This window comes from Duganella sp. SG902, from assembly GCF_013376005.1.
Classification (GTDB): Bacteria; Pseudomonadota; Gammaproteobacteria; order Burkholderiales; family Burkholderiaceae_D; genus Rugamonas.
The window spans coordinates 53,143-70,714 of record NZ_JABMJK010000020.1; the positions used below are offsets into that span (position 1 = coordinate 53,143).

Sequence of the window (17,572 nt, forward strand, 5' to 3'; positions counted from 1 at the left end):
TCCGCGTTACGTTGATTTCGATGAATCTGATCCATCCGCTACCGATCTCGATCCTGACCGTGGACGACCACCCGCTGTTCCAACAGGGCATCGCCAGCGTCATCAACGTCGAACCCGATCTGTACCTGGTCGGCCAGGCCGGCAGCGGCGCCGAGGCGGTCGCGCTGTATCGCCAGACGCGTCCGGCCATTACGTTGATGGACTTGCAGTTGCCGGACATGAGCGGCATCGACGCCATCACCGCCATCCGCGCGGAATTCCCGGCCGCGCGCATTGTCGTCCTGACCACGCTGGAGGGCGACGTGCACGCGACTCGCGCCATCAAGGCGGGCGCGGTCGGGTTCATCTACAAGAGCACGGTACGCAAAAACCTGCTGGACACGCTACGCAGCGTCCACACCGGCGGGCGCTGCATCCCACCATCGCTGGTGTACGCGCTAGCGGAGACGCGCAACGGCAACGCCATCACCCCACGCGAGGTCGACGTGCTCAAGCTGGTTGCGCGCGGCAATTCCAATCCGATGATCGCTGTGGCGCTGGGGCTGTCCAGCGAAACGGTCAAGGGCTATATGAGCAGCATCCTGCTCAAGCTCGGGGCGCGTGATCGGACCCACGCGGTAATGATCGCGCTGGAGCGGGGCATCCTCAGCCTCTGACGACGCACCTCTGCATAGAGTAGCAGACCACACTACCTCGATCGAGGTAGCGTCGCGCGGTCAGCACCGCCGCTCCCCCTGTTCGGGGGGAAAGCGCGGCGTCATCTTTTCTCCGGCATCGCTCGGCGGCAAAAAAATCAGGCAAGCTGATCCTATGAAAGCGGCTCCCATCGAATGTGGCCTGCTCACTACCTCAGGCCGCTAACACCGCGTCATTCAAGGTAGCTTTTCGGAGGATTGATGAACACACTTAAATTGTTGGCCCTGGTTTTCCTGATGTCGGCCGCCCCGGCGTTCGCCGAGCAAGCCTGTTCCAAACCAGCGCAGGGCAGGGCCGCGCAGGCGGTGCCGGTGATTCACTACAAGACGGCGAATATCGACGGCATCAATGTCTTCTACCGCGAGGCCGGACCGGCCAATGCGCCGGTGCTGCTGCTGTTGCATGGCTTCCCGACCTCGTCCCATATGTTCCGCAACCTGATCCCGCTGCTGGCCGACCGCTACCATGTGATCGCACCGGATTACCCCGGCTTTGGCCAGAGCGACTCGCCGGACCGCGCCCAGTTCAAATACACCTTCGCCAATTTCGCCGACATCACCGACAAGCTGACCGTAGCGCTGGGTGTCAAGAAATACAGCATGTACATGATGGACTATGGCGCGCCGGTCGGTTACCGCATGGCGATCAAGCATCCTGAACGCGTGCAGACGCTGATTATCCAGAATGGCAATGCCTACACCGAGGGCCTGGGCGCCTTCTGGGACCCGATCAAAGCCTACTGGGCGGACGGCTCGCAGGCGCACCGCGAAGCCATCGGCAACCTGGTGACGCTGCCGATCACCAAGTTCCAGTACACGGACGGCATGAGCGACGTTTCCCGCATCAGTCCTGACAACTGGATCATCGACCAGGCGTTGCTGGACCGTCCGGGCAACCGCGAGATCCAGCTCGACCTGTTCCTCGATTACGGCACCAATCTGCCGCTGTATCCGGACTTCCAGGCCTTCTTCCGCAAGGTCCAGCCGCCCACCCTGATCGTATGGGGCAAGAATGACAAGATCTTCCCGGAAGCCGGCGCGCACCCCTATCTGCGCGACCTGCCCAAGGCTGAAATGCACATCCTCGACAGCGGCCACTTTGCGTTGGAAGACCAACTGCACGTGATGGCGCCGCTGATCCACAACTTCCTCGACCGCAAGCTCTGCAAGGATGCGAAATGACCCACCATCGCACGGCGCAGGTGGCCGGCCTCACGCTGTTTTACCGCGAGGCCGGGCCGGCCGACGCACCGGTGGTGGTCCTGCTGCATGGCTTCCCCAGTTCGTCGCACATGTTCCGCCACCTGATCCCGGCGCTGGCTGACCGGTATCGCGTGATTGCGCCCGACCTGCCAGGCTTCGGCCTGTCGGACATGCCGCCGCTGGCGGATTTCCCGTACAGCTTTGCGGCCTTCGCGGACATCGTCGATCAACTGCTGGCGCAGTTGGGCGCCGAAAGTTACGCGCTGTATGTGATGGATTACGGCGCGCCGGTCGGCTTGCGCCTGGCGCTGCTGCATCCTGAACGCGTGTCGGCCCTTATCATTCAGAACGGTAATGCCTACGAAGCCGGCATGGGCGACTTCTGGGCCACCACGCGCGCGCTGTGGGAGGACAACAGCGCGGCCAACCGGGACGCCATGCGGCCTTTCCTCAAGCTGGACGCCACCCGTTTCCAGTATCTGGCAGGGGTGAAGGACGAGACCAGAATCGATCCGGCCGCCTGGATACACGACCAGTTTTTCCTCGACCGCCCCGGCAACGACGAAATCCAGCTGGCCATCATGTACGACTACCGCACCAATGTCGCGCTGTATCCGGCCTTCCATGACTACTTCCGGGTGTTTCAACCGCCCGCGCTGATCTTATGGGGTGTCAACGATCCGATCTTCCTGCCCGAAGGCGCGCAAGCCTTCCTGCGCGATTTGCCGCGGGCCGAGCTGCACCACCTCGATACTGGCCATTTCGCGCTGGAAGACAAGACGGACGAAATGGTGCCGCTGATCCGACAATTCCTCAAATAAAGGAGAACTACCATGCAAACCACTTCAACGGCAAAGACCAGCGTGCTGGCAACCGGCGGCGGCGCGCGCCTGCTGGACCCGGCGGACACCCAAGTGCTGCTGCTCGATCATCAGTCCGGCCTGTTCCAGACCGTCAAGGATATTCCGGTCGCTGACCTGCGGCGCAATGTGGCCATGATCGCCCGGCTGTGCACCTTGCTGAAGATTCCGGTCATCACCACCGCCTCGGAACCGGCCGGCAGCAACGGTCCGCTGATGCCGGAAATTCACGAGCTGGCGCCGCATGCGGTCTACGTGCCCCGCAAAGGCGAAGTCAACGCCTGGGACAACGAGGACTTCGTCGCCCAGGTGCGCGCGACCGGCCGCAAAACGCTGGTGATGGCGGGCGTCTGGACCAGCGTGTGCGTGATGTTCCCCGCGCTAGACGCGGTGGCGGCCGGCTACGACGTCTATGCCGTCATCGACGCCTCCGGCGACCCGAGCGAGATGGCGTCGCGCGTATCGCTGGCGCGCTTCGTGCAGGGCGGCGTCAAGCCGACCAGCAGCAACGCGTTGCTGTCGGAAATGCACCGCACCTGGGCGCGCCCGGAGGCAGCCGACCTCGCGCAGCTGTATGCGCTGGCGGCGCCAAATTATGCGGCGGTGATGGAGAGCTACGCACGGGCGCAGCAGGCCGCCAGGGACAGGGTTTAAGGAGTTGGTCATGACATACGGATTCATGGATGTGGCGCGCACGCCGGCGGTACGCGCCGCGCAGGCCGAGATGGGCGCGGATCACCTCTGGGCCGATTTCACGGGGCACCGCGACTTCGATCGCTTCACCGATCAGGAGGAGGCCTTCATCGCGCGGCAGGATACGCTGTACCTGGCCTCCGTGTCGGAAACCGGCTGGCCCTACGTCCAGCATCGCGGCGGACCAGCCGGGTTCGTGAAAATGGTTGACGACCAGACCCTGGCCTTCGCCGATTACCGTGGCAACCGGCAGTACATCAGCACTGGCAATTTCAAGGCCAACGACCGCGCCTGTATCATCATGGTCGACTATCCGCGCCGCGCCAGGCTGAAGATTTACGTCCACGTTGAAAAGCTGGCGCTGGACGCCGACCCGCAACTGGCCGAACGCGTGCTGGACCCGGACTACGGAGCGGTGCCGGAGCGGATCTTCAGGCTGCGGCTGCAGGCCTTCGACTGGAACTGCCCGCAGCACATTACACGGCGCTACACAGAGTCCCAGATCGCCACCGTGGTCGATCCCTTACGCGAGCGTATTGCACAACTGGAGCGGGAGAATGCCGCGTTGCGGCACGCCTGAACTGCCTTATTCATAGGCTAGCCGGCCCGGCAAGGTGACGACCACGCTGGTGCCCACACCTGGCGTGCTGTGGATCGCCAGCTTGGCGTTGATCCGGGCAGCGCGCTCGCGCATGCCGGTAATACCCCAATGCCGTTCCCGTCGTCCTGTTTTTCTTACCGTGTCGTCCAGCCCTTTGCCCTGGTCGCGGACTTCCATTGAGAACATCGTGGCGCCATAGCACAGTTTCACAACCAGCACTTTAGTGCCAGAGTGGCGCAGCGCATTGCTGATCGCCTCCTTGGCGATGGGGAACAATTCTTCTTGCACATGGACCTGCAGCTGACGGCGTGCGCCTTCCTCTTCCAGCAAGCATTCCACACCATAGGGCAGGGCGGCATTGTCACCAAACGTTCTCAGCGCCGACGCAAGATCGTCGCGGTAGAGATGATTAACGCGCAACTCCATCAGTTCCTCGCGGCCTTCCTCCACCACGGCGTCCGCCGCGTCCAGCGCATCGTCGATCTTTTGCTGGACAGCGTCATCTTTCGGCAAATCCGCCTTGATACTGTGGAAGCGAAGACTCAGGCTCAGCACGCTTTGCAGGAAGGTGTCGTGCAGGGTCCGTGCAATGCGCTCTCGTTCATCGATGCGCGTGCGCAGGCGCTCGATCGCGCGCGCGGTCATTTGCTCCAGCCGCCGCAGGTATAGCAGGTAGAGCCCCCCGGCCAGCATGCTGGCGCACAGCAGCTTGAACCACATGGTCTGGTAAAACGCTGGCGCAATGTAGAAACTCAAGCTGGCGGGCGCATCGCTCCAGACGCCGTCCTCATTGGCGGCCATCACTTCGAAGCGGTAATGGCCAGGACCAAGGTTGGTATAGAAAGTTTGCCGTAAGCCGCCGGCGTCGCGCCACTCATGATCCTGGCCGATTAGCCGGGTGCGAAAACGCGCCCGTTCAGGAATCGACAATACGGCGGCGGTAAAATCGATATGCAGGTTCTGGGTGTGCCGGGGGAGTTCTATGCCGTTTGCGGCGCGATAGCGCTGGCGGTCTGTGTGCAGCCAGGTGACGAGCGGTGTGGGCGCAACCCGATTGCGGCTGATCTGGCGCGGATCGATCAGGCCGACGCTGCTTGAGGTGGCGTACCACAGGCGGCCGTCGTCCGCCTCGATCAAGGTGTTCAGCGGGCGCAGTTGCTGGGCCGCGCCGGTATAGCCGTCCAGATAGTCGAAGTGTTGGACCGAGACCTTGTCGGCGCCGTTCCGTGCGGCGGCGAGCTGGGCCGCATCGATGCGGACCAAACCGTCGGAGCAATGCATCCACAGTTCGCCTTGCGCCGTCTGGACGAGGCCGGAAACGCCGGAAAAGGGGCGGCCGGAGCTATCCTTGATCGCGACAAAACGCCCCCGGTGAAAATATGCCAGGCCTTGGTCGCCACCGACCCACAGGGTGCCGCGCCGGCTGAACATGGCCAGCACGTTGCCAACCGTCAGGCCATCGGAGGAATCGAACTGCTGGATCTTGCCGTGCTGTAGCATGGCCATTCTATTGTTGGTGTAGCCGAACCAAAGCCGTTCTTGGGCGTCGGAATGAAGCGATAACGCGGTACGTTCCGCCAACGCCGCATGGCCACCACCCGCATCCCACACACCATTGTTGAAGGTATAGACGCCGCGTTGTGCGATCGACACCCACAGCGAACCATCGGCCGCCACCGCGAGAGCCTGCGTTGCCTGGTCTTGCAACCTCGGCGGGTATGGCCAAAGCCGTACCTTGCCGTCTCGCCTGCGCCACAGCCAATGAGGATCGCCGAACCACAGCGTGCCATCCGGTGCGCGCGCGCCAGCGGTGGCGGAATACATATCACTGGCGATACGCCGGCCATCGGCCGCGGTGGCAAAGGTTGGCGGCGAGATCGGGTCCTTCGACGAATGGCTGCTGATCCAGACTTCGCCGTCGGGGCCTGGCATGATACTGAAATCTGTGCTCCCCGCAGGCATGTCCTGCGGAAGAAGACGGGTTTCCCGAATCCGGTCAACGCCGTTCTCGGTGATAAACCACAAGTTGCCTTCGCGGTCTTCAAGCGGCGGCCGGTAGACGCGGACGGCGCTGAAATCGTGCGGTGCGAGAAATTGCCTCTTCAGTTGTAAGCCGGGACTGTACAGGTGCAGACCGTCCCCCTGACCGATCCACCATGCGTTGCGGCGATCACGGTGCACGCTATAAGGCGTGGCAACCGTGGCGGGCAGGGTAGGCACCGTGACGCTGTCCGTCGTGGGATCATATAAACGCGGCGGCATGCCGAATCTAAATATGAGGACTTTGCCGTCCGCCAGCAACTGACTGGGCTGCATACTGCCAAAGTCGCTGACGCGCCGGAATCTATGCGTGCCGGGGAGATTGCGATAGACGCCCGTAAGGTGCGTTACCAACAGACTGCCGTCATGCAAAATGTTGAGATGAGGCTGGTCGCCGGCGGGTAAGCCATCGGCCGGCGACACCTGTCGCCAACGGGCGCCGTCCAACCAATAAATCCCGGAAGCACTGGAAAACCACATCGTTCCGTCGCTGGTTTTTCCGAACCGTGAGATGGCACTTGGCGGCACGCCTTCCGCTTCGCGGTAGTGCCGTACCGTGCCACGGTCAAACACCGAGATGCCGCCATGTTCGTAGCCCACCCATAGCGCGTCACCAAACAAGGCCAGCGAGTACACATTGGGAGACAATAAGCGGTGACCGGCGATGTCATCCATGCGCTCGAAACGGACACCGTCAAACCGGAACAGTCCGTTGACGGCGCCAAACCAGAGCATGCCAGTTCGGTCCTGCAGCATGGCGCTGGCGTCGGACGGCGCCCCGTCACGGTTGCTCCAGGCCTGGTGGAACGGGCTTGACTTCCAGAACGGCATCGGCTCAACAGCCGATTTGGCGGGCTGGAAAAATGCCATCAGTACCATTGAGGTGCCAGCCCAGACGTTCAGTATTTTTTTTGAACGTGACCTCATGTTGCTGGTGCGCGGAGACGTGAAAGCATAGTCGGAAAAGACAGCATTTAATAATCGAGTGAGAATGATAAATCCAGGTAGGCCCGCTGGTGCTGATGGGCAATGCCTGCGGCGTGGGGCAGGCGAGCTGGTGGCTTCCGTTTTCAATCTCGATAGTGGTAGCGGCAAGAAATGATGATTAATTCGTCATTTTGAACTTCATAGACGAGCCGATTGGTTTCATCTATGCGTCGTGACCAGCAACCACTAAGGCTATGTTTTAATGCCTCAGGTTTTCCAATACCTTCAAAGGGATCTCTTCTGGCCGCCAGGATCAAGTCATTGATGCGCCTAAGTGTCTTTTTGTCCTGAGTTTGCCAGAAGAGATAGCTATCCCAGGCCTCATCCGTGAACTTTAAGCTGAGCATTTTGCGGGTCCTCCGCGCCGGAAACATTCACTAACTCCCGAGGTTGGGCTTGACCTGCGCGAGCTTGGGAAAGGGATTTGGCCAAATGCGCCGCGTTTGCGGGCGAACTCAGCAAATGCACGGTTTCAATCAGACTGTTGTAATGATCGAGGGACATGATTACGGCGTCCGGCGCGTCTCTGCGCGAGATGATGGTGACGTCGGCATCCTCAACCACTTGATCGATGACGGCTCGCAGGCTGTTGCGGGCATCAGAAAAGTTGACGATTCTCATGTCGTTACTCCTTTCATTTTTGTACTTTTAGTCGTACAAGTGACAGTATGCCTCTAAATGGTGGGGGCGCAAACCACGCGCTGCATAATTTGGTTGACGGGCGACCATGGCCTGTTTATCATCTCGAAAAATGACAACGTTGGACATTTTGTGTCCAGCAAAGCGAATTCAACAGAAAAACGGTGGCGGGAGACGGAGTGGCAACAATTCATGATGTCGCTGAAAAGGCGGGCGTGTCGATCAAGACGGTGTCGCGGGTGTTAAACGGCGGTACCGAGGTGTCCGAAAAGACGCGCACCCGCATCGAGCAGGCGATGCGCGCGCTGGAATTTACACCCTCGGCGGCGGCGCGCATGCTGCGCGGGCGCCCGACAGGCCTGGTGGCGGTCATCGCCGAGCAGTTGACCACCACGCCTGACTCCACGGAGATCATCAAGGGCATTCAGCAGGTGTGCGAACAAATGGGCAAGGTGCTGCTGATCGGCGAGACCGGCGGCAGCGCCGACGTCGCCGAGCGACTGGTGGCCGACATGCGGGAACGCCGCGTCGAGGCCATGCTGTTCGCGACGCCGTTTCATCGCCAGGTCGAGCTGACCGCGGCGCTGGGCGGCACGCCCACCGCGCTGGCCAACTGTTTCGAGGGCGCGAACCGCTATCTGCAGGCGGTGCCGGATGATGAGGGCGGCGGCTACGCCGCGGCGCAAATCGTGCTGCAAGCGGGCCACCGCAAGATCGCTTTCCTGCAACTGATACCGGGCATGGTGGCGACCGGACTGCGCATGCGCGGGGTGCGGCGGGCGCTGCGCGAGCACGGCGTGACGCCCAATCCCGCGTGGCTGCTCCACGGCGCGGAAGCGGGGGAGGCCGATGAGTTTTCGCATCTGGCCGAATCGGTGGGGCGGCTGTTCGACAACGCCGACCGGCCCACCGCCATCCTGTGCGGCAACGACAAGATGGCCATGCGCGTGATTTTTATTCTGCAGCGGCGCGGCCTGCGGGTGCCGGCCGATGTGTCGATCGTCGGCTTCGACGATTTCCGGCTGATCTCCGAGGCGCTCGATCCCGGCCTGACGACGGTGGCGTTGCCCTACCGCGAGATCGGCGAGCTGGCCGGCCGCCATGTGCTCGACCCGGCCACCCAGCCGGCCGCCACCGTGCGCGTGCCGTGTGTTCCGGTCATACGCGGCACGGTGGCGGCGCCGCCGAAGAAGGTGAAGCCATGAGGCGCTTGTCATGGATGCTGCTGGCGGCGCTGGCCGCGCCGGTACTGGCCGCGCCGGTGGAGATCAAGCTGTGGCGGCACGACACCGGCGACGCCGAGATGAGCGCCGGCAAAGCCGCCGCCGAGCGTTTCAACCGTTCACAGCAGCGCTGGCGGATCCGCATCGAGGCGATTCCGCAAGGCTCGTACACCGAGTCGATCACCGCCGCCTCGATGGTCGGGCAACTGCCATGCATCATCGCGATGGATCAGCCGACCGTGCCCAACTTCGCCTGGGCCGGCCATGTTCGGGCGCTGGACCAGTTGCTGCCGGCAGCGGCGGTGGCGCCCCTGCTTGAAGGCGGGCGCGGCACCTACAAGGGGCGGCTGTATAGCGTCGGCCAGTTCGACGTCGTGCTGGCGCTGTTCGCGCGCCGCTCCCAACTGGCCGCGCTGGGCGTGCGCGTCGCCACCATCGACCGGCCATATACGGCGGCGGAATTCCACGACATCCTGCTGAAAGCCCGGCAAAGCGGCCGTTACAGGTTCCCGCTCGACCTGAACGGGCGGTTCAAGGGCGAGTGGTATAGCTACGCGTTCGCGCCCTGGCTGCAAAGCGCCGGCGCCGACCTGATCGACCGCGCCACGTATTTGCGGGCCGACGGTGTGCTCAACAGCGACGCCGCGCTGGAGGTGGGCCGCTATTACGGCAGACTGTTCAAGGACAAGCTGGTGGAACGCAATCCGGCCGACGACCGCGCGTTCGAGCAGGGCCGCACGCTGTTTCACTACACCGGCTCCTGGAAGGCGCGCGACTACAGCGCGCAATTCGGCGACGACCTGGTGGTGATGCCGCCGCCGGATTTCGGCCACGGTCCGAAGATCGGCGCCGCTTCCTGGCAGTGGGGCATTACCCGCAGCTGCCAGCATCCCGATGGGGCGGCCGCGTATCTGGCTTTCTTGATCTCGACGCCGGAGATGGCGGCGGCCTCGCGCGACACCGGCCTGGTGCCGGTCAGCGCCGAGAGCGCGGCATTGACCGAACACTATCGGCCGGGCGGCGACTGGCGCATCTACTTTGAATTCGCCAAACGCTACGCGGTGCCGCGGCCGGCCACCCCGGCTTATCCCGCGATGTCGGCGGCGTTCGAGAAAGCCATGGTCGACATGCGCAGCGGCAAGGATCCGGCGGAGGCGCTGGACGAAGCGGTGGAGGCGACGGAACGCAACATCACGCGCAACAACGGCTACGGCTTCGGCGCGCCGGGAGAGGGCTTATGAAGATCAAACTGGGTCAGGACCATCCACTCGCGGTGGCGGCGTTCGCCTCGCCGGCACTATTGCTGTTCATGCTGTTCGTCGCGCTGCCGATGTTGCTGGCGGCCGGCGCCACGTTCACCAACCACCGGCTGATGTCGCCGGAGCCCACCCGCTACGTCGGCCTGGATAACTACCAGCGGCTGTTGGCGCTCAAGGTGGCGGTCATCGAACCGCTGCGCGACAGCCAGGGCGCGCTGGCGCGGGACGAGGACGGCGTGCGTTTCCCCACCTGGCGCCAGGTGCGCAAGGAGCGGCCGGCGCTGGAGGGCTACCGCGTCGCATTCTCGCTGGACGTGGGCGACGCGCGCGTGGTGCTGGCCGCCAGCGATCCCTTGTTCTACCGCTCGCTGATCAACACCTTCCTGTTCGCGCTGCTGGTGCTGCCCTTGCAGTGCGGCGTGGCGCTGGGACTGGCCATCCTGGTCAATCAGAAGGTGAGGGGGCGGGTGTTTTTCCGCACCGTGTATTTCGCCCCGGTGGTGACCTCGATGGTGGTGGCCTCGATCGTCTGGGCCTTCATGCTCAACACCGATCGCGGCATGCTGAATGAGTTGCTGCGCAGCCTGCTGAACGACCCCAATGCCGGACCGGACTGGCTGGGCGACAGCCACTATGCCTTGCCGGCCATCGCCTTGATGTCGGCCTGGCAGGGCGCGGGTTTCCAGATGCTGGTGTTCCTGGCCGGCCTGCAGTCGATCTCGCCTGAGCTGTACGAGGCGGCCACGCTGATGGGCGCCAACGCCTGGCAGCGCTTCGTGCACGTCACCTTGCCGGGGCTGCGCAACACCATCATCTTCGTGCTGGTGTCGACCACGCTGCTGGCGTTCGGCCTGTTCACGCAGGTCGACGTGATGACCTCGGGCGGGCCGCTCGATTCCACCACCACGGTGGTGTACAACGCGGTGCGCAGCGGCTTCAGGGAGCAGGACGTCGGTTACGGCTCGACGATCACGCTGGTGTTCTTCGTCATCGTGCTGGCGCTGTCGGCGTTGCAGCGCGTGCTGGTAGCGAAAGGAGAGGGCAAATGAAAACCAAGCTGCGGGAACGCCTGCGCGGCGGCGCGCTGCTGATCCTGATGAGCGCCATCGGCGTGGTGTTCATCGCGCCATTGCTGTTCATGTTTATCTCGTCGTTCAAGGACGACGCGGCGATCTTCGCCAACTTGAGCAGCTGGTCAGCCTATCTGCCGGGCGCCGGCTGGTCGCTGCGCAACTACAGCGCCGTGTTTGAAAAAAGCGATCTGCCATCGTTCCTGCTGAACTCGACGCTGATCGCCAGCCTGATCGTGGTCGGCGGCGTCATCGTCAACAGCATGCTGGCCTACGCCATCGCCCGCATGCGCTGGCGCGGACGGCAACTGGCGCTGGCGCTGGTGGTGGCCATGGTGATCGTGCCGTTCGAGGTGATCGCGATTCCGCTGCTGTCGCTGGTGGCGCGCCTGCCGTGGCCGGCGCTGGAGCATGGTCAGCTGGTGCTGCACAGCGGCTGGTTCAACAGCCTGCACGTGCAGGTGATCCCCTTCCTGGCCAACGCCTTCTGCGTGTTCCTGTTCTACCAGTTCTTCCGCGACATCCCGCCGGAGCTGGACGAGGCGGCCAAGATGGACGGCGCCGGGCCATGGACCGTGTACGCCCGCATCATCATGCCGAACAGCGGCCCGGTGATCGCCACCGCCGCCATCGTGCTGTTCATCTCCGCCTGGAACCAGTATCTGTGGCCGATCATGGTGATCCAGGGCGAGGCGTTCCGGCCGGTGCAGCCGGGCATACAACAATTTTTCGGACGCACCAATTCGTGGGGGCAGATCATGGCCTACGCATCGGTGATCACACTTCCCGTGCTGACGGTGTTCCTGGTCTTCCAGCGGCAGTTTGTCGCCTCGGTGGCCGGCACCGGCATCAAGGGCTAACCTTGGAACATGACTGGCTATGACGCTTAAACTGAACGACAAATACATCTGGGACTTCTGGCACTTTGAGGAGGCGGGCGAGCAGCACCTGTTCTTCCTGCAGGCGGACCGCGCCATCGGCAACCCGGACCTGCGTCACTGGAACGTCTCGATCGGCCACGCGGTGTCGACCGACCTGCGCCACTGGACGCCGCTGGGCACGACCTTCGGCCCGTCGGCCTCGCCGGCGTGGGACGACTTCACCACCTGGACCGGGTCGGTCATCAAGGCGGAGGGGCGCTACCACCTGTTCTACACGGGCACCAGCCGCGCTGAAAACGGCCTGCGCCAGCGCATCGGCCACGCGACCTCCGACAGCCTCAATGGTCCGTGGACGCGCGTCGGCAGCGGCCTGGCGCTGGATCTCGACGAGCGGTTTTACGAAGAGCATGCGGAAGGCCGCTGGCATGACCGCGCGCTGCGCGACCCGTGGGTGCTGCCGGAGAAGATCGACGGCCAGTACCATATGTTCTACACCGCGCGCCGCAACGATGGCCCGCTGTACGAGCGCGGCGTGATCGGCCACGCGGTATCGCCGGACCTGGTGCACTGGAACGCCACCGCGCCGGTCTACCAGGGCGGCCACTACGGCCAGCTGGAAGTGCCGCAAGTGTTCGAGCGAGATGGCCGCTGGTACTGCGTGTTCTGCAACGTCGCGCCGCACTGGTCGGAAGCCATGCGCGCGCGCCATGACGGCGGCGTCTCGGGCACCCACTATCTGGTGGCGGATCATCCACTGGGACCGTGGCAGCCCGCGCCCGGATTCCTCGACGGCGACATACCATGCCGCCGCTACGCCGGTAAAATCCTGCGCGATCCGGTGACTGGCCACGACTGCCTGATGGCGTTTGAGGATACCGGCGGCGACGGCCAGTTCGTCGGCCAGATCTGCGATCCGATTCCGCTCCGCCTGGAGCAAGGCCGCTATTTTTTGGCTGAAAATGACAACGATGGACAATAACAAGCGATAACCCTGCACAAGGAGACAGCATGAATCGCAAACACGCCACGGCACTGCTGCTGGCCGCGTCAATGACGGCGCAAGGAAATGCCGGCGGCGTACCGCTGGCACGCTGGTCACTGGACCAGCAAAGCGGCAAGCAGGCCACGGAAACCGTGTCCGGCCGTCAGGATCCGGTCAACTATGTATTCAACCAGGCGCGCTTCAAGCCGGATTCGCCGCCGCTGTGGCGCGGCGCGGCGAGCTGCGTGGTCAACGGCTGCCTGCTGTTTGACGGCTATTCGACCGACATCGCCGCACCGTCTCTCAGCACGGGCCAGCTGGGCCAGGGTTTCACGCTGAGCGCATGGGTGGCGCCGCATGCTTTCGAATGGGGCGACGGCGGCCACTACTCGGCCTTCCTCAGCCAGTTCGACGCCGGGGCCAAGCAGGGTTTTTCGTTCGGCATGTACCGTTTCGGCACCTGGGGCATCAAGCTGGGACTGGGCAGCGAGATCGCCGACGTCCGCGTGCGTGAGCGCAAGCTGCCGCGCGACAGCTGGTCGCACGTCGCGGCGAGCTATGATCCGGCCAGGCGGCTGGTGTCGCTGTACCTGAATGGCGAGCGGCTGGTGCACGTCGCGCTGCCGGCCGGCGGCGAGTTCGCCATGCCGTCCGTGCCGCTGACGATAGGGCGGTACTCGCAGCCGGAGCGGATCGGCGGCGTGTTCAAGCTCAATACCTTCCTCGGTCTGATGGACGAGGTGCGCATCGACGCCGGCCCTTCCGACGGCGCAGCCATCGGGCGCATGGTGGCGGACGATCTGGCGGCGCATGGCGGCAAGGCGCCGCGCCTGTCGGTCGCTGAGGTCAGCATTCCGGCGTCGGTGTTCGACGGCGACCTCCATCGCCCGCAATATCATGTGCTGCCCGACGCCGGCTGGATGAATGAACCGCACGCGCCGTTCTACTTTCAGGGCCAGTATCACCTGTTCTTCCAGAAAAACCCCTTTGGCCCGTTCTGGCACCAGATCCACTGGGGCCATTGGGTCAGCCAGGACATGGTGCATTGGCGCGAACTGCCGATCGCGCTGGCGCCGGAGGACGACGGCCTGGCGAGCGACGGCGTCTGGTCCGGCAGCGCCACCCAGGCGGCGGATGGCACGCCGGTGCTGTTTTTCACGGCGGGCAACGATCAGGCGCGCCCGAACCAGCGCACCGGCATGGCGACGCCGGCCGATGTCAACGATCCGGACCTGGTGCGCTGGACCAAGTATCCGCGGCCGGTCACATTGCAGCCCGAAGGGGAGGGGCGTTTCGGTGAGTTCCGCGACCCCTACGTATTCCGTCACGCGGACCGGTGGTTCCAGCTGGTCGGGTCGTCGTTGCCGGGCCGTAGCGGCACGGCGCTGGTGTTCGAGTCCACCGACCTGCGCAACTGGAGCGCGCGCGGACCGCTGTTCTCGATCGACGCCAAGGGCTTTGCCGGGCTGGACGCCACCTGGGAGCTGCCAGTGCTGCTGCCCATCGGCAAAGGCAAGGATGGCCGCGAGCGGCATGTATTCCTGATGGACGTGCGCGCGCAGGCCTATTATTGGATCGGCGTGTTCGACCCGGCCAGCGCCCGCTTCACGCCGGATAGCGAAGCGCCGCGCGTGTTCGACCTTGGCCAGGGCCATTTCTCCGGCCCGAGCGGCTTCGTCGATCCCAAGACCGGCCGCAGCATCGTGTTCTCGATCGCCCAAGGCGAGCGGTCCTTGCAGGACGAGTACGACGCCGGCTGGGCCCACAACGGCGGCCTGCCGATCACGCTGTCGCTGGGCGACGATGGCGACCTGCGCCTGGCGCCGATCGGCGAGCTGGCCAGCCTGCGCGGCCAGACACTGCTCGACCTACGGGATGTCACACCCGAGGCCGCGTCCAGCGCGCTGGCCGGGCTGCGCGGCGACGCGCTGGAAATCGAGCTGGTGCTGGCGCCCGGCGCCGCCAAGGGCAAGCGCGGCCTCAGCCTGCGCGCCGCGCCCGCCCGCCAGGAGTACACCGAGCTGTACTTCGACAGCACGCAACAGCGCCTGGAGATCGATCGCCGCCGCAGCAGCCTGGCGCGATCCTACGGCGTGCAGGGCGGCGCCTTCGCGCTGGGCGACGACACGCTGCGCATGCGCGTGTTCCTCGACCGCTCGATGGTGGAGGCATATGTCAACGAGCGTAAAAGCCTGACCAGCCGCATCTACGCGACGCGCCGGGATGCCGACGGGCTCGGCCTGCTGGCGGAACCGGGCGACCGCGTCGTCTCGCTCAAGGTGTGGGCGATGCGCGGCACAGCGAAAGGGAATTGAAATGGCAAGCATCACATTTCAGGGTGTCGGCAAGACTTACCCCGGCAAGGACTCGCACTACATCCTGAAAAACGTCGACTTCACGATCGGCGACGGCGAGTTCGTGGTCCTGGTCGGTCCTTCGGGATGCGGCAAGTCGACACTGCTGCGCATGATCGCCGGGCTGGAGGAAATCAGCGCCGGCGAGATCAGCATCGACGGCGCGCGCGTCAACGACACGCCGCCGGCCAGGCGCGGCCTGTCGATGGTGTTCCAGAGCTACGCGCTGTACGCGCACATGAGCGTGTTCGAGAACATCGCGTTCGGGCTGAAGCTGGCGCGCGTGCCGAAGGCCGAGATCAAACAGTCCGTGCACGCGGTGGCCAGGATGCTGCAGATGGAGCACCTGCTGGACCGCAAGCCGCCGCAGTTGTCGGGCGGCCAGCGGCAGCGTGTGGCGATCGGCCGCGCCATCGTGCGCAAGCCGCGCGCCTTCCTGTTCGACGAGCCGCTGTCGAACCTGGACGCCGCGCTGCGCGCCGACATGCGGGTGGAAATCGCCCGGCTACATAAACAGCTCGGCGCCACCATGGTCTACGTCACCCATGACCAGGTGGAGGCGATGACGCTGGCAGACCGCATCGTGGTGCTGGGACCGGCGGGCGTGCAGCAGATCGGCGCGCCGATGCATTTGTACGACCAGCCGGCCAATGTGTTTGTCGCCGGGTTTATCGGCAGCCCCAAGATGAATCTGCTCCCGGGCACGTTGACGGCCGGCGGCCAGGTGCGGATCGGCGGCGTTGAACTGGCGTGGCGTGGTCCGGCCGAGGCGGCGGCCGGCGGCGTCACCGTCGGCATCCGCCCGGAGCATCTGGTGCCTGATGCGAACGGCGCGATCCCCGGGCAGGTGCTGCTGGTCGAGCGGCTGGGGGCCGAGTCCTACGTGCATCTGGCGGTCGCCGGCCTTGAGCGGCCGCTGATGGTGGTGGTCCAGGGCGAGCCGCCGGCCGCCGGCGCGAGCTGGCGTGTCAGCCCGGTGGCGGGCCGGCTGCATGTGTTCGACCAGGCCGGGCTGCGCATGGCGCCGCGGCATGCGGCGATCGATTCAACTGCCGGCGCGACCGGCGCAACGGAGGTGGCATGATCATTGTTTGTGGCGAAGCCTTGTTTGATGTGTTTAATGACGGCGAGTTGCCGGGCGGCGACGGTTACGCGCTGGCGGCGCGGGTCGGCGGCTCGCCGTTCAACCTGGCGATCGGTCTGGCGCGGCTGGGCGCAAGGCCGATGTTCTTCGGCGGTTTGTCCGGTGACATGTTCGGCCGCAAGCTGGCCGCGACGCTGGCGGGGGAGGGCGTCGATCTGAGCGTCGCGCCGCGCCCGGCGGCCAGCACCGCGCTGGTGACCATCGATGTCGATGCGCACGGCGTCCCCACCTACACGCCGTATGGTGCCCAGACCGCCGAGCGTCTGGTGCTGCCGGCCGATCTGGCGCGCGTGCCGCTGGACGCCGAGGCGGTCCACGTCGGATCGTATTGCATGGCGGTGGAACCGGTGGCGTCGACGCTGCGCGCGCTGGTGGCGCGCCAGCATGGCCGCGGCGTGATCGCCTTCGACCCCAATGTGCGCCTGACGATACAGCCCGAGCGCCAGGTCTGGACCGAAGCCATCGCCTGGATGCTGCCCAGGACCGACCTGCTCAAGATCAGCGAGGAGGATATCGCGCAGCTTTATCCGGAGCACACGCCGCAAGCGTTCATCGATCGCGCGCTTGGCGCCGGCGTGGCGCTGGTGGTGGTGACGCGCGGCGGCGATGGCGTGCTGGCCGCGACCCCCACGCTGCCGACGCTGGCATTGCCGGCGCTGGCCGTGGCGGTGATCGATACCGTCGGCGCCGGCGACACCTTCCAGGCCGCGCTGCTGTCGTGTCTGTCGCGGCAGGGGCTGCTGCGGCGCGACGCGCTGGCGGCGATCGACGCGCCAGCGCTGCGGGCGGCGCTGGCGTTCGCCGCCAGGGCGGCGGCCATCACCTGTTCGCGCCGTGGCGCCGATCTACCCCGGCTGGAGGAGGTCATGGCGGACGACTGAAAAAACACGCTGAAAATGACAACGTTGGACAAGCACTTTTAACACTGATAATCATAAAAG

The 17,572-nt window shown here is 64.6% G+C and carries 16 protein-coding genes; 13 read left to right on the top strand and 3 right to left on the bottom strand.

Annotation, left to right across the window (positions count from 1 at the left end):
• The first annotated feature begins 20 nt into the window (after nt 1–20).
• The 5 genes from FHW83_RS27445 (at nt 21) to FHW83_RS27465 (ending at nt 4,031) form a co-directional block, all read left to right on the top strand.
• Complete coding sequence (locus FHW83_RS27445; RefSeq protein WP_176649544.1) at nt 21–656, top strand: response regulator transcription factor; 636 nt, start codon at nt 21–23, stop codon at nt 654–656.
• A 240-nt stretch (nt 657–896) separates the two neighbouring features.
• Nucleotides 897–1,877, top strand: coding sequence for an alpha/beta fold hydrolase (locus tag FHW83_RS27450; RefSeq protein ID WP_176649545.1), 981 nt, complete (start codon nt 897–899; stop codon nt 1,875–1,877).
• Nucleotides 1,874–2,719 carry an alpha/beta fold hydrolase gene (locus FHW83_RS27455; RefSeq protein ID WP_176649546.1) on the top strand — a complete coding sequence of 282 codons (846 nt, stop codon included), beginning with the start codon at nt 1,874–1,876 and terminating at the stop codon, nt 2,717–2,719. The genes FHW83_RS27450 and FHW83_RS27455 overlap by 4 nt, the downstream gene beginning before the upstream one ends.
• A 12-nt stretch (nt 2,720–2,731) precedes the next feature.
• Complete coding sequence (locus FHW83_RS27460; protein WP_176649547.1) at nt 2,732–3,412, top strand: isochorismatase family protein; 681 nt, start codon at nt 2,732–2,734, stop codon at nt 3,410–3,412.
• Nucleotides 3,413–3,422: 10 nt separating this feature from the next.
• Entirely contained in the window at nt 3,423–4,031 is a 609-nt protein-coding gene (locus FHW83_RS27465) for a pyridoxamine 5'-phosphate oxidase family protein (protein WP_176649548.1), read from the top strand.
• A gap of 6 nt (nt 4,032–4,037) precedes the next feature.
• On the opposite strand, the gene FHW83_RS27470 is transcribed toward FHW83_RS27465, so the two are convergent.
• The 3 genes from FHW83_RS27470 to FHW83_RS27480 form a co-directional block, all read right to left on the bottom strand.
• Complete coding sequence (locus FHW83_RS27470) at nt 4,038–6,971, bottom strand: triple tyrosine motif-containing protein (RefSeq protein WP_176649549.1); 2,934 nt, start codon at nt 6,969–6,971, stop codon at nt 4,038–4,040.
• Nucleotides 6,972–7,162: 191 nt separating this feature from the next.
• Nucleotides 7,163–7,426, bottom strand: a complete 264-nt coding sequence (locus FHW83_RS27475) for a Txe/YoeB family addiction module toxin (protein WP_176649550.1) — start codon at nt 7,424–7,426, stop codon at nt 7,163–7,165.
• Nucleotides 7,401–7,700, bottom strand: a complete 300-nt coding sequence (locus FHW83_RS27480) for a type II toxin-antitoxin system Phd/YefM family antitoxin (RefSeq protein ID WP_176649551.1) — start codon at nt 7,698–7,700, stop codon at nt 7,401–7,403. Before FHW83_RS27480 ends, FHW83_RS27475 begins: the two co-directional genes overlap by 26 nt.
• A 197-nt stretch (nt 7,701–7,897) precedes the next feature.
• Between FHW83_RS27480 and FHW83_RS27485 the strand changes: the two genes are divergently transcribed.
• The 8 genes from FHW83_RS27485 to FHW83_RS27520 are packed head-to-tail and all read left to right on the top strand — an operon-like array spanning nt 7,898 to nt 17,512.
• Complete coding sequence (locus FHW83_RS27485) at nt 7,898–8,923, top strand: LacI family DNA-binding transcriptional regulator (protein WP_176649552.1); 1,026 nt, start codon at nt 7,898–7,900, stop codon at nt 8,921–8,923.
• Nucleotides 8,920–10,182 (top strand): extracellular solute-binding protein, encoded by a 1,263-nt coding sequence (locus tag FHW83_RS27490; RefSeq protein WP_176649553.1) that lies wholly within the window; start codon nt 8,920–8,922, stop codon nt 10,180–10,182. Before FHW83_RS27485 ends, FHW83_RS27490 begins: the two co-directional genes overlap by 4 nt.
• Nucleotides 10,179–11,249: a carbohydrate ABC transporter permease gene (locus FHW83_RS27495; RefSeq protein WP_176649554.1), complete on the top strand. Its 1,071-nt coding sequence runs from the start codon at nt 10,179–10,181 to the stop codon at nt 11,247–11,249. The genes FHW83_RS27490 and FHW83_RS27495 overlap by 4 nt, the downstream gene beginning before the upstream one ends.
• Nucleotides 11,246–12,130: a carbohydrate ABC transporter permease gene (locus FHW83_RS27500; RefSeq protein ID WP_176649555.1), complete on the top strand. Its 885-nt coding sequence runs from the start codon at nt 11,246–11,248 to the stop codon at nt 12,128–12,130. Before FHW83_RS27495 ends, FHW83_RS27500 begins: the two co-directional genes overlap by 4 nt.
• Before the next feature lie 19 nt (nt 12,131–12,149).
• Nucleotides 12,150–13,130: a family 43 glycosylhydrolase gene (locus tag FHW83_RS27505; protein WP_176649556.1), complete on the top strand. Its 981-nt coding sequence runs from the start codon at nt 12,150–12,152 to the stop codon at nt 13,128–13,130.
• A 29-nt stretch (nt 13,131–13,159) separates the two neighbouring features.
• Nucleotides 13,160–15,448 carry a GH32 C-terminal domain-containing protein gene (locus FHW83_RS27510; RefSeq protein ID WP_176649557.1) on the top strand — a complete coding sequence of 763 codons (2,289 nt, stop codon included), beginning with the start codon at nt 13,160–13,162 and terminating at the stop codon, nt 15,446–15,448.
• 1 nt (nt 15,449) lies between these two features.
• The gene (locus FHW83_RS27515) at nt 15,450–16,571 is read left to right on the top strand and encodes an ABC transporter ATP-binding protein (RefSeq protein ID WP_176649558.1); all 1,122 of its coding nucleotides are present in this window, start codon (nt 15,450–15,452) and stop codon (nt 16,569–16,571) included.
• Entirely contained in the window at nt 16,568–17,512 is a 945-nt protein-coding gene (locus tag FHW83_RS27520; RefSeq protein WP_176649559.1) for a carbohydrate kinase, read from the top strand. The genes FHW83_RS27515 and FHW83_RS27520 overlap by 4 nt, the downstream gene beginning before the upstream one ends.
• The last annotated feature ends 60 nt before the right edge of the window (nt 17,513–17,572 follow it).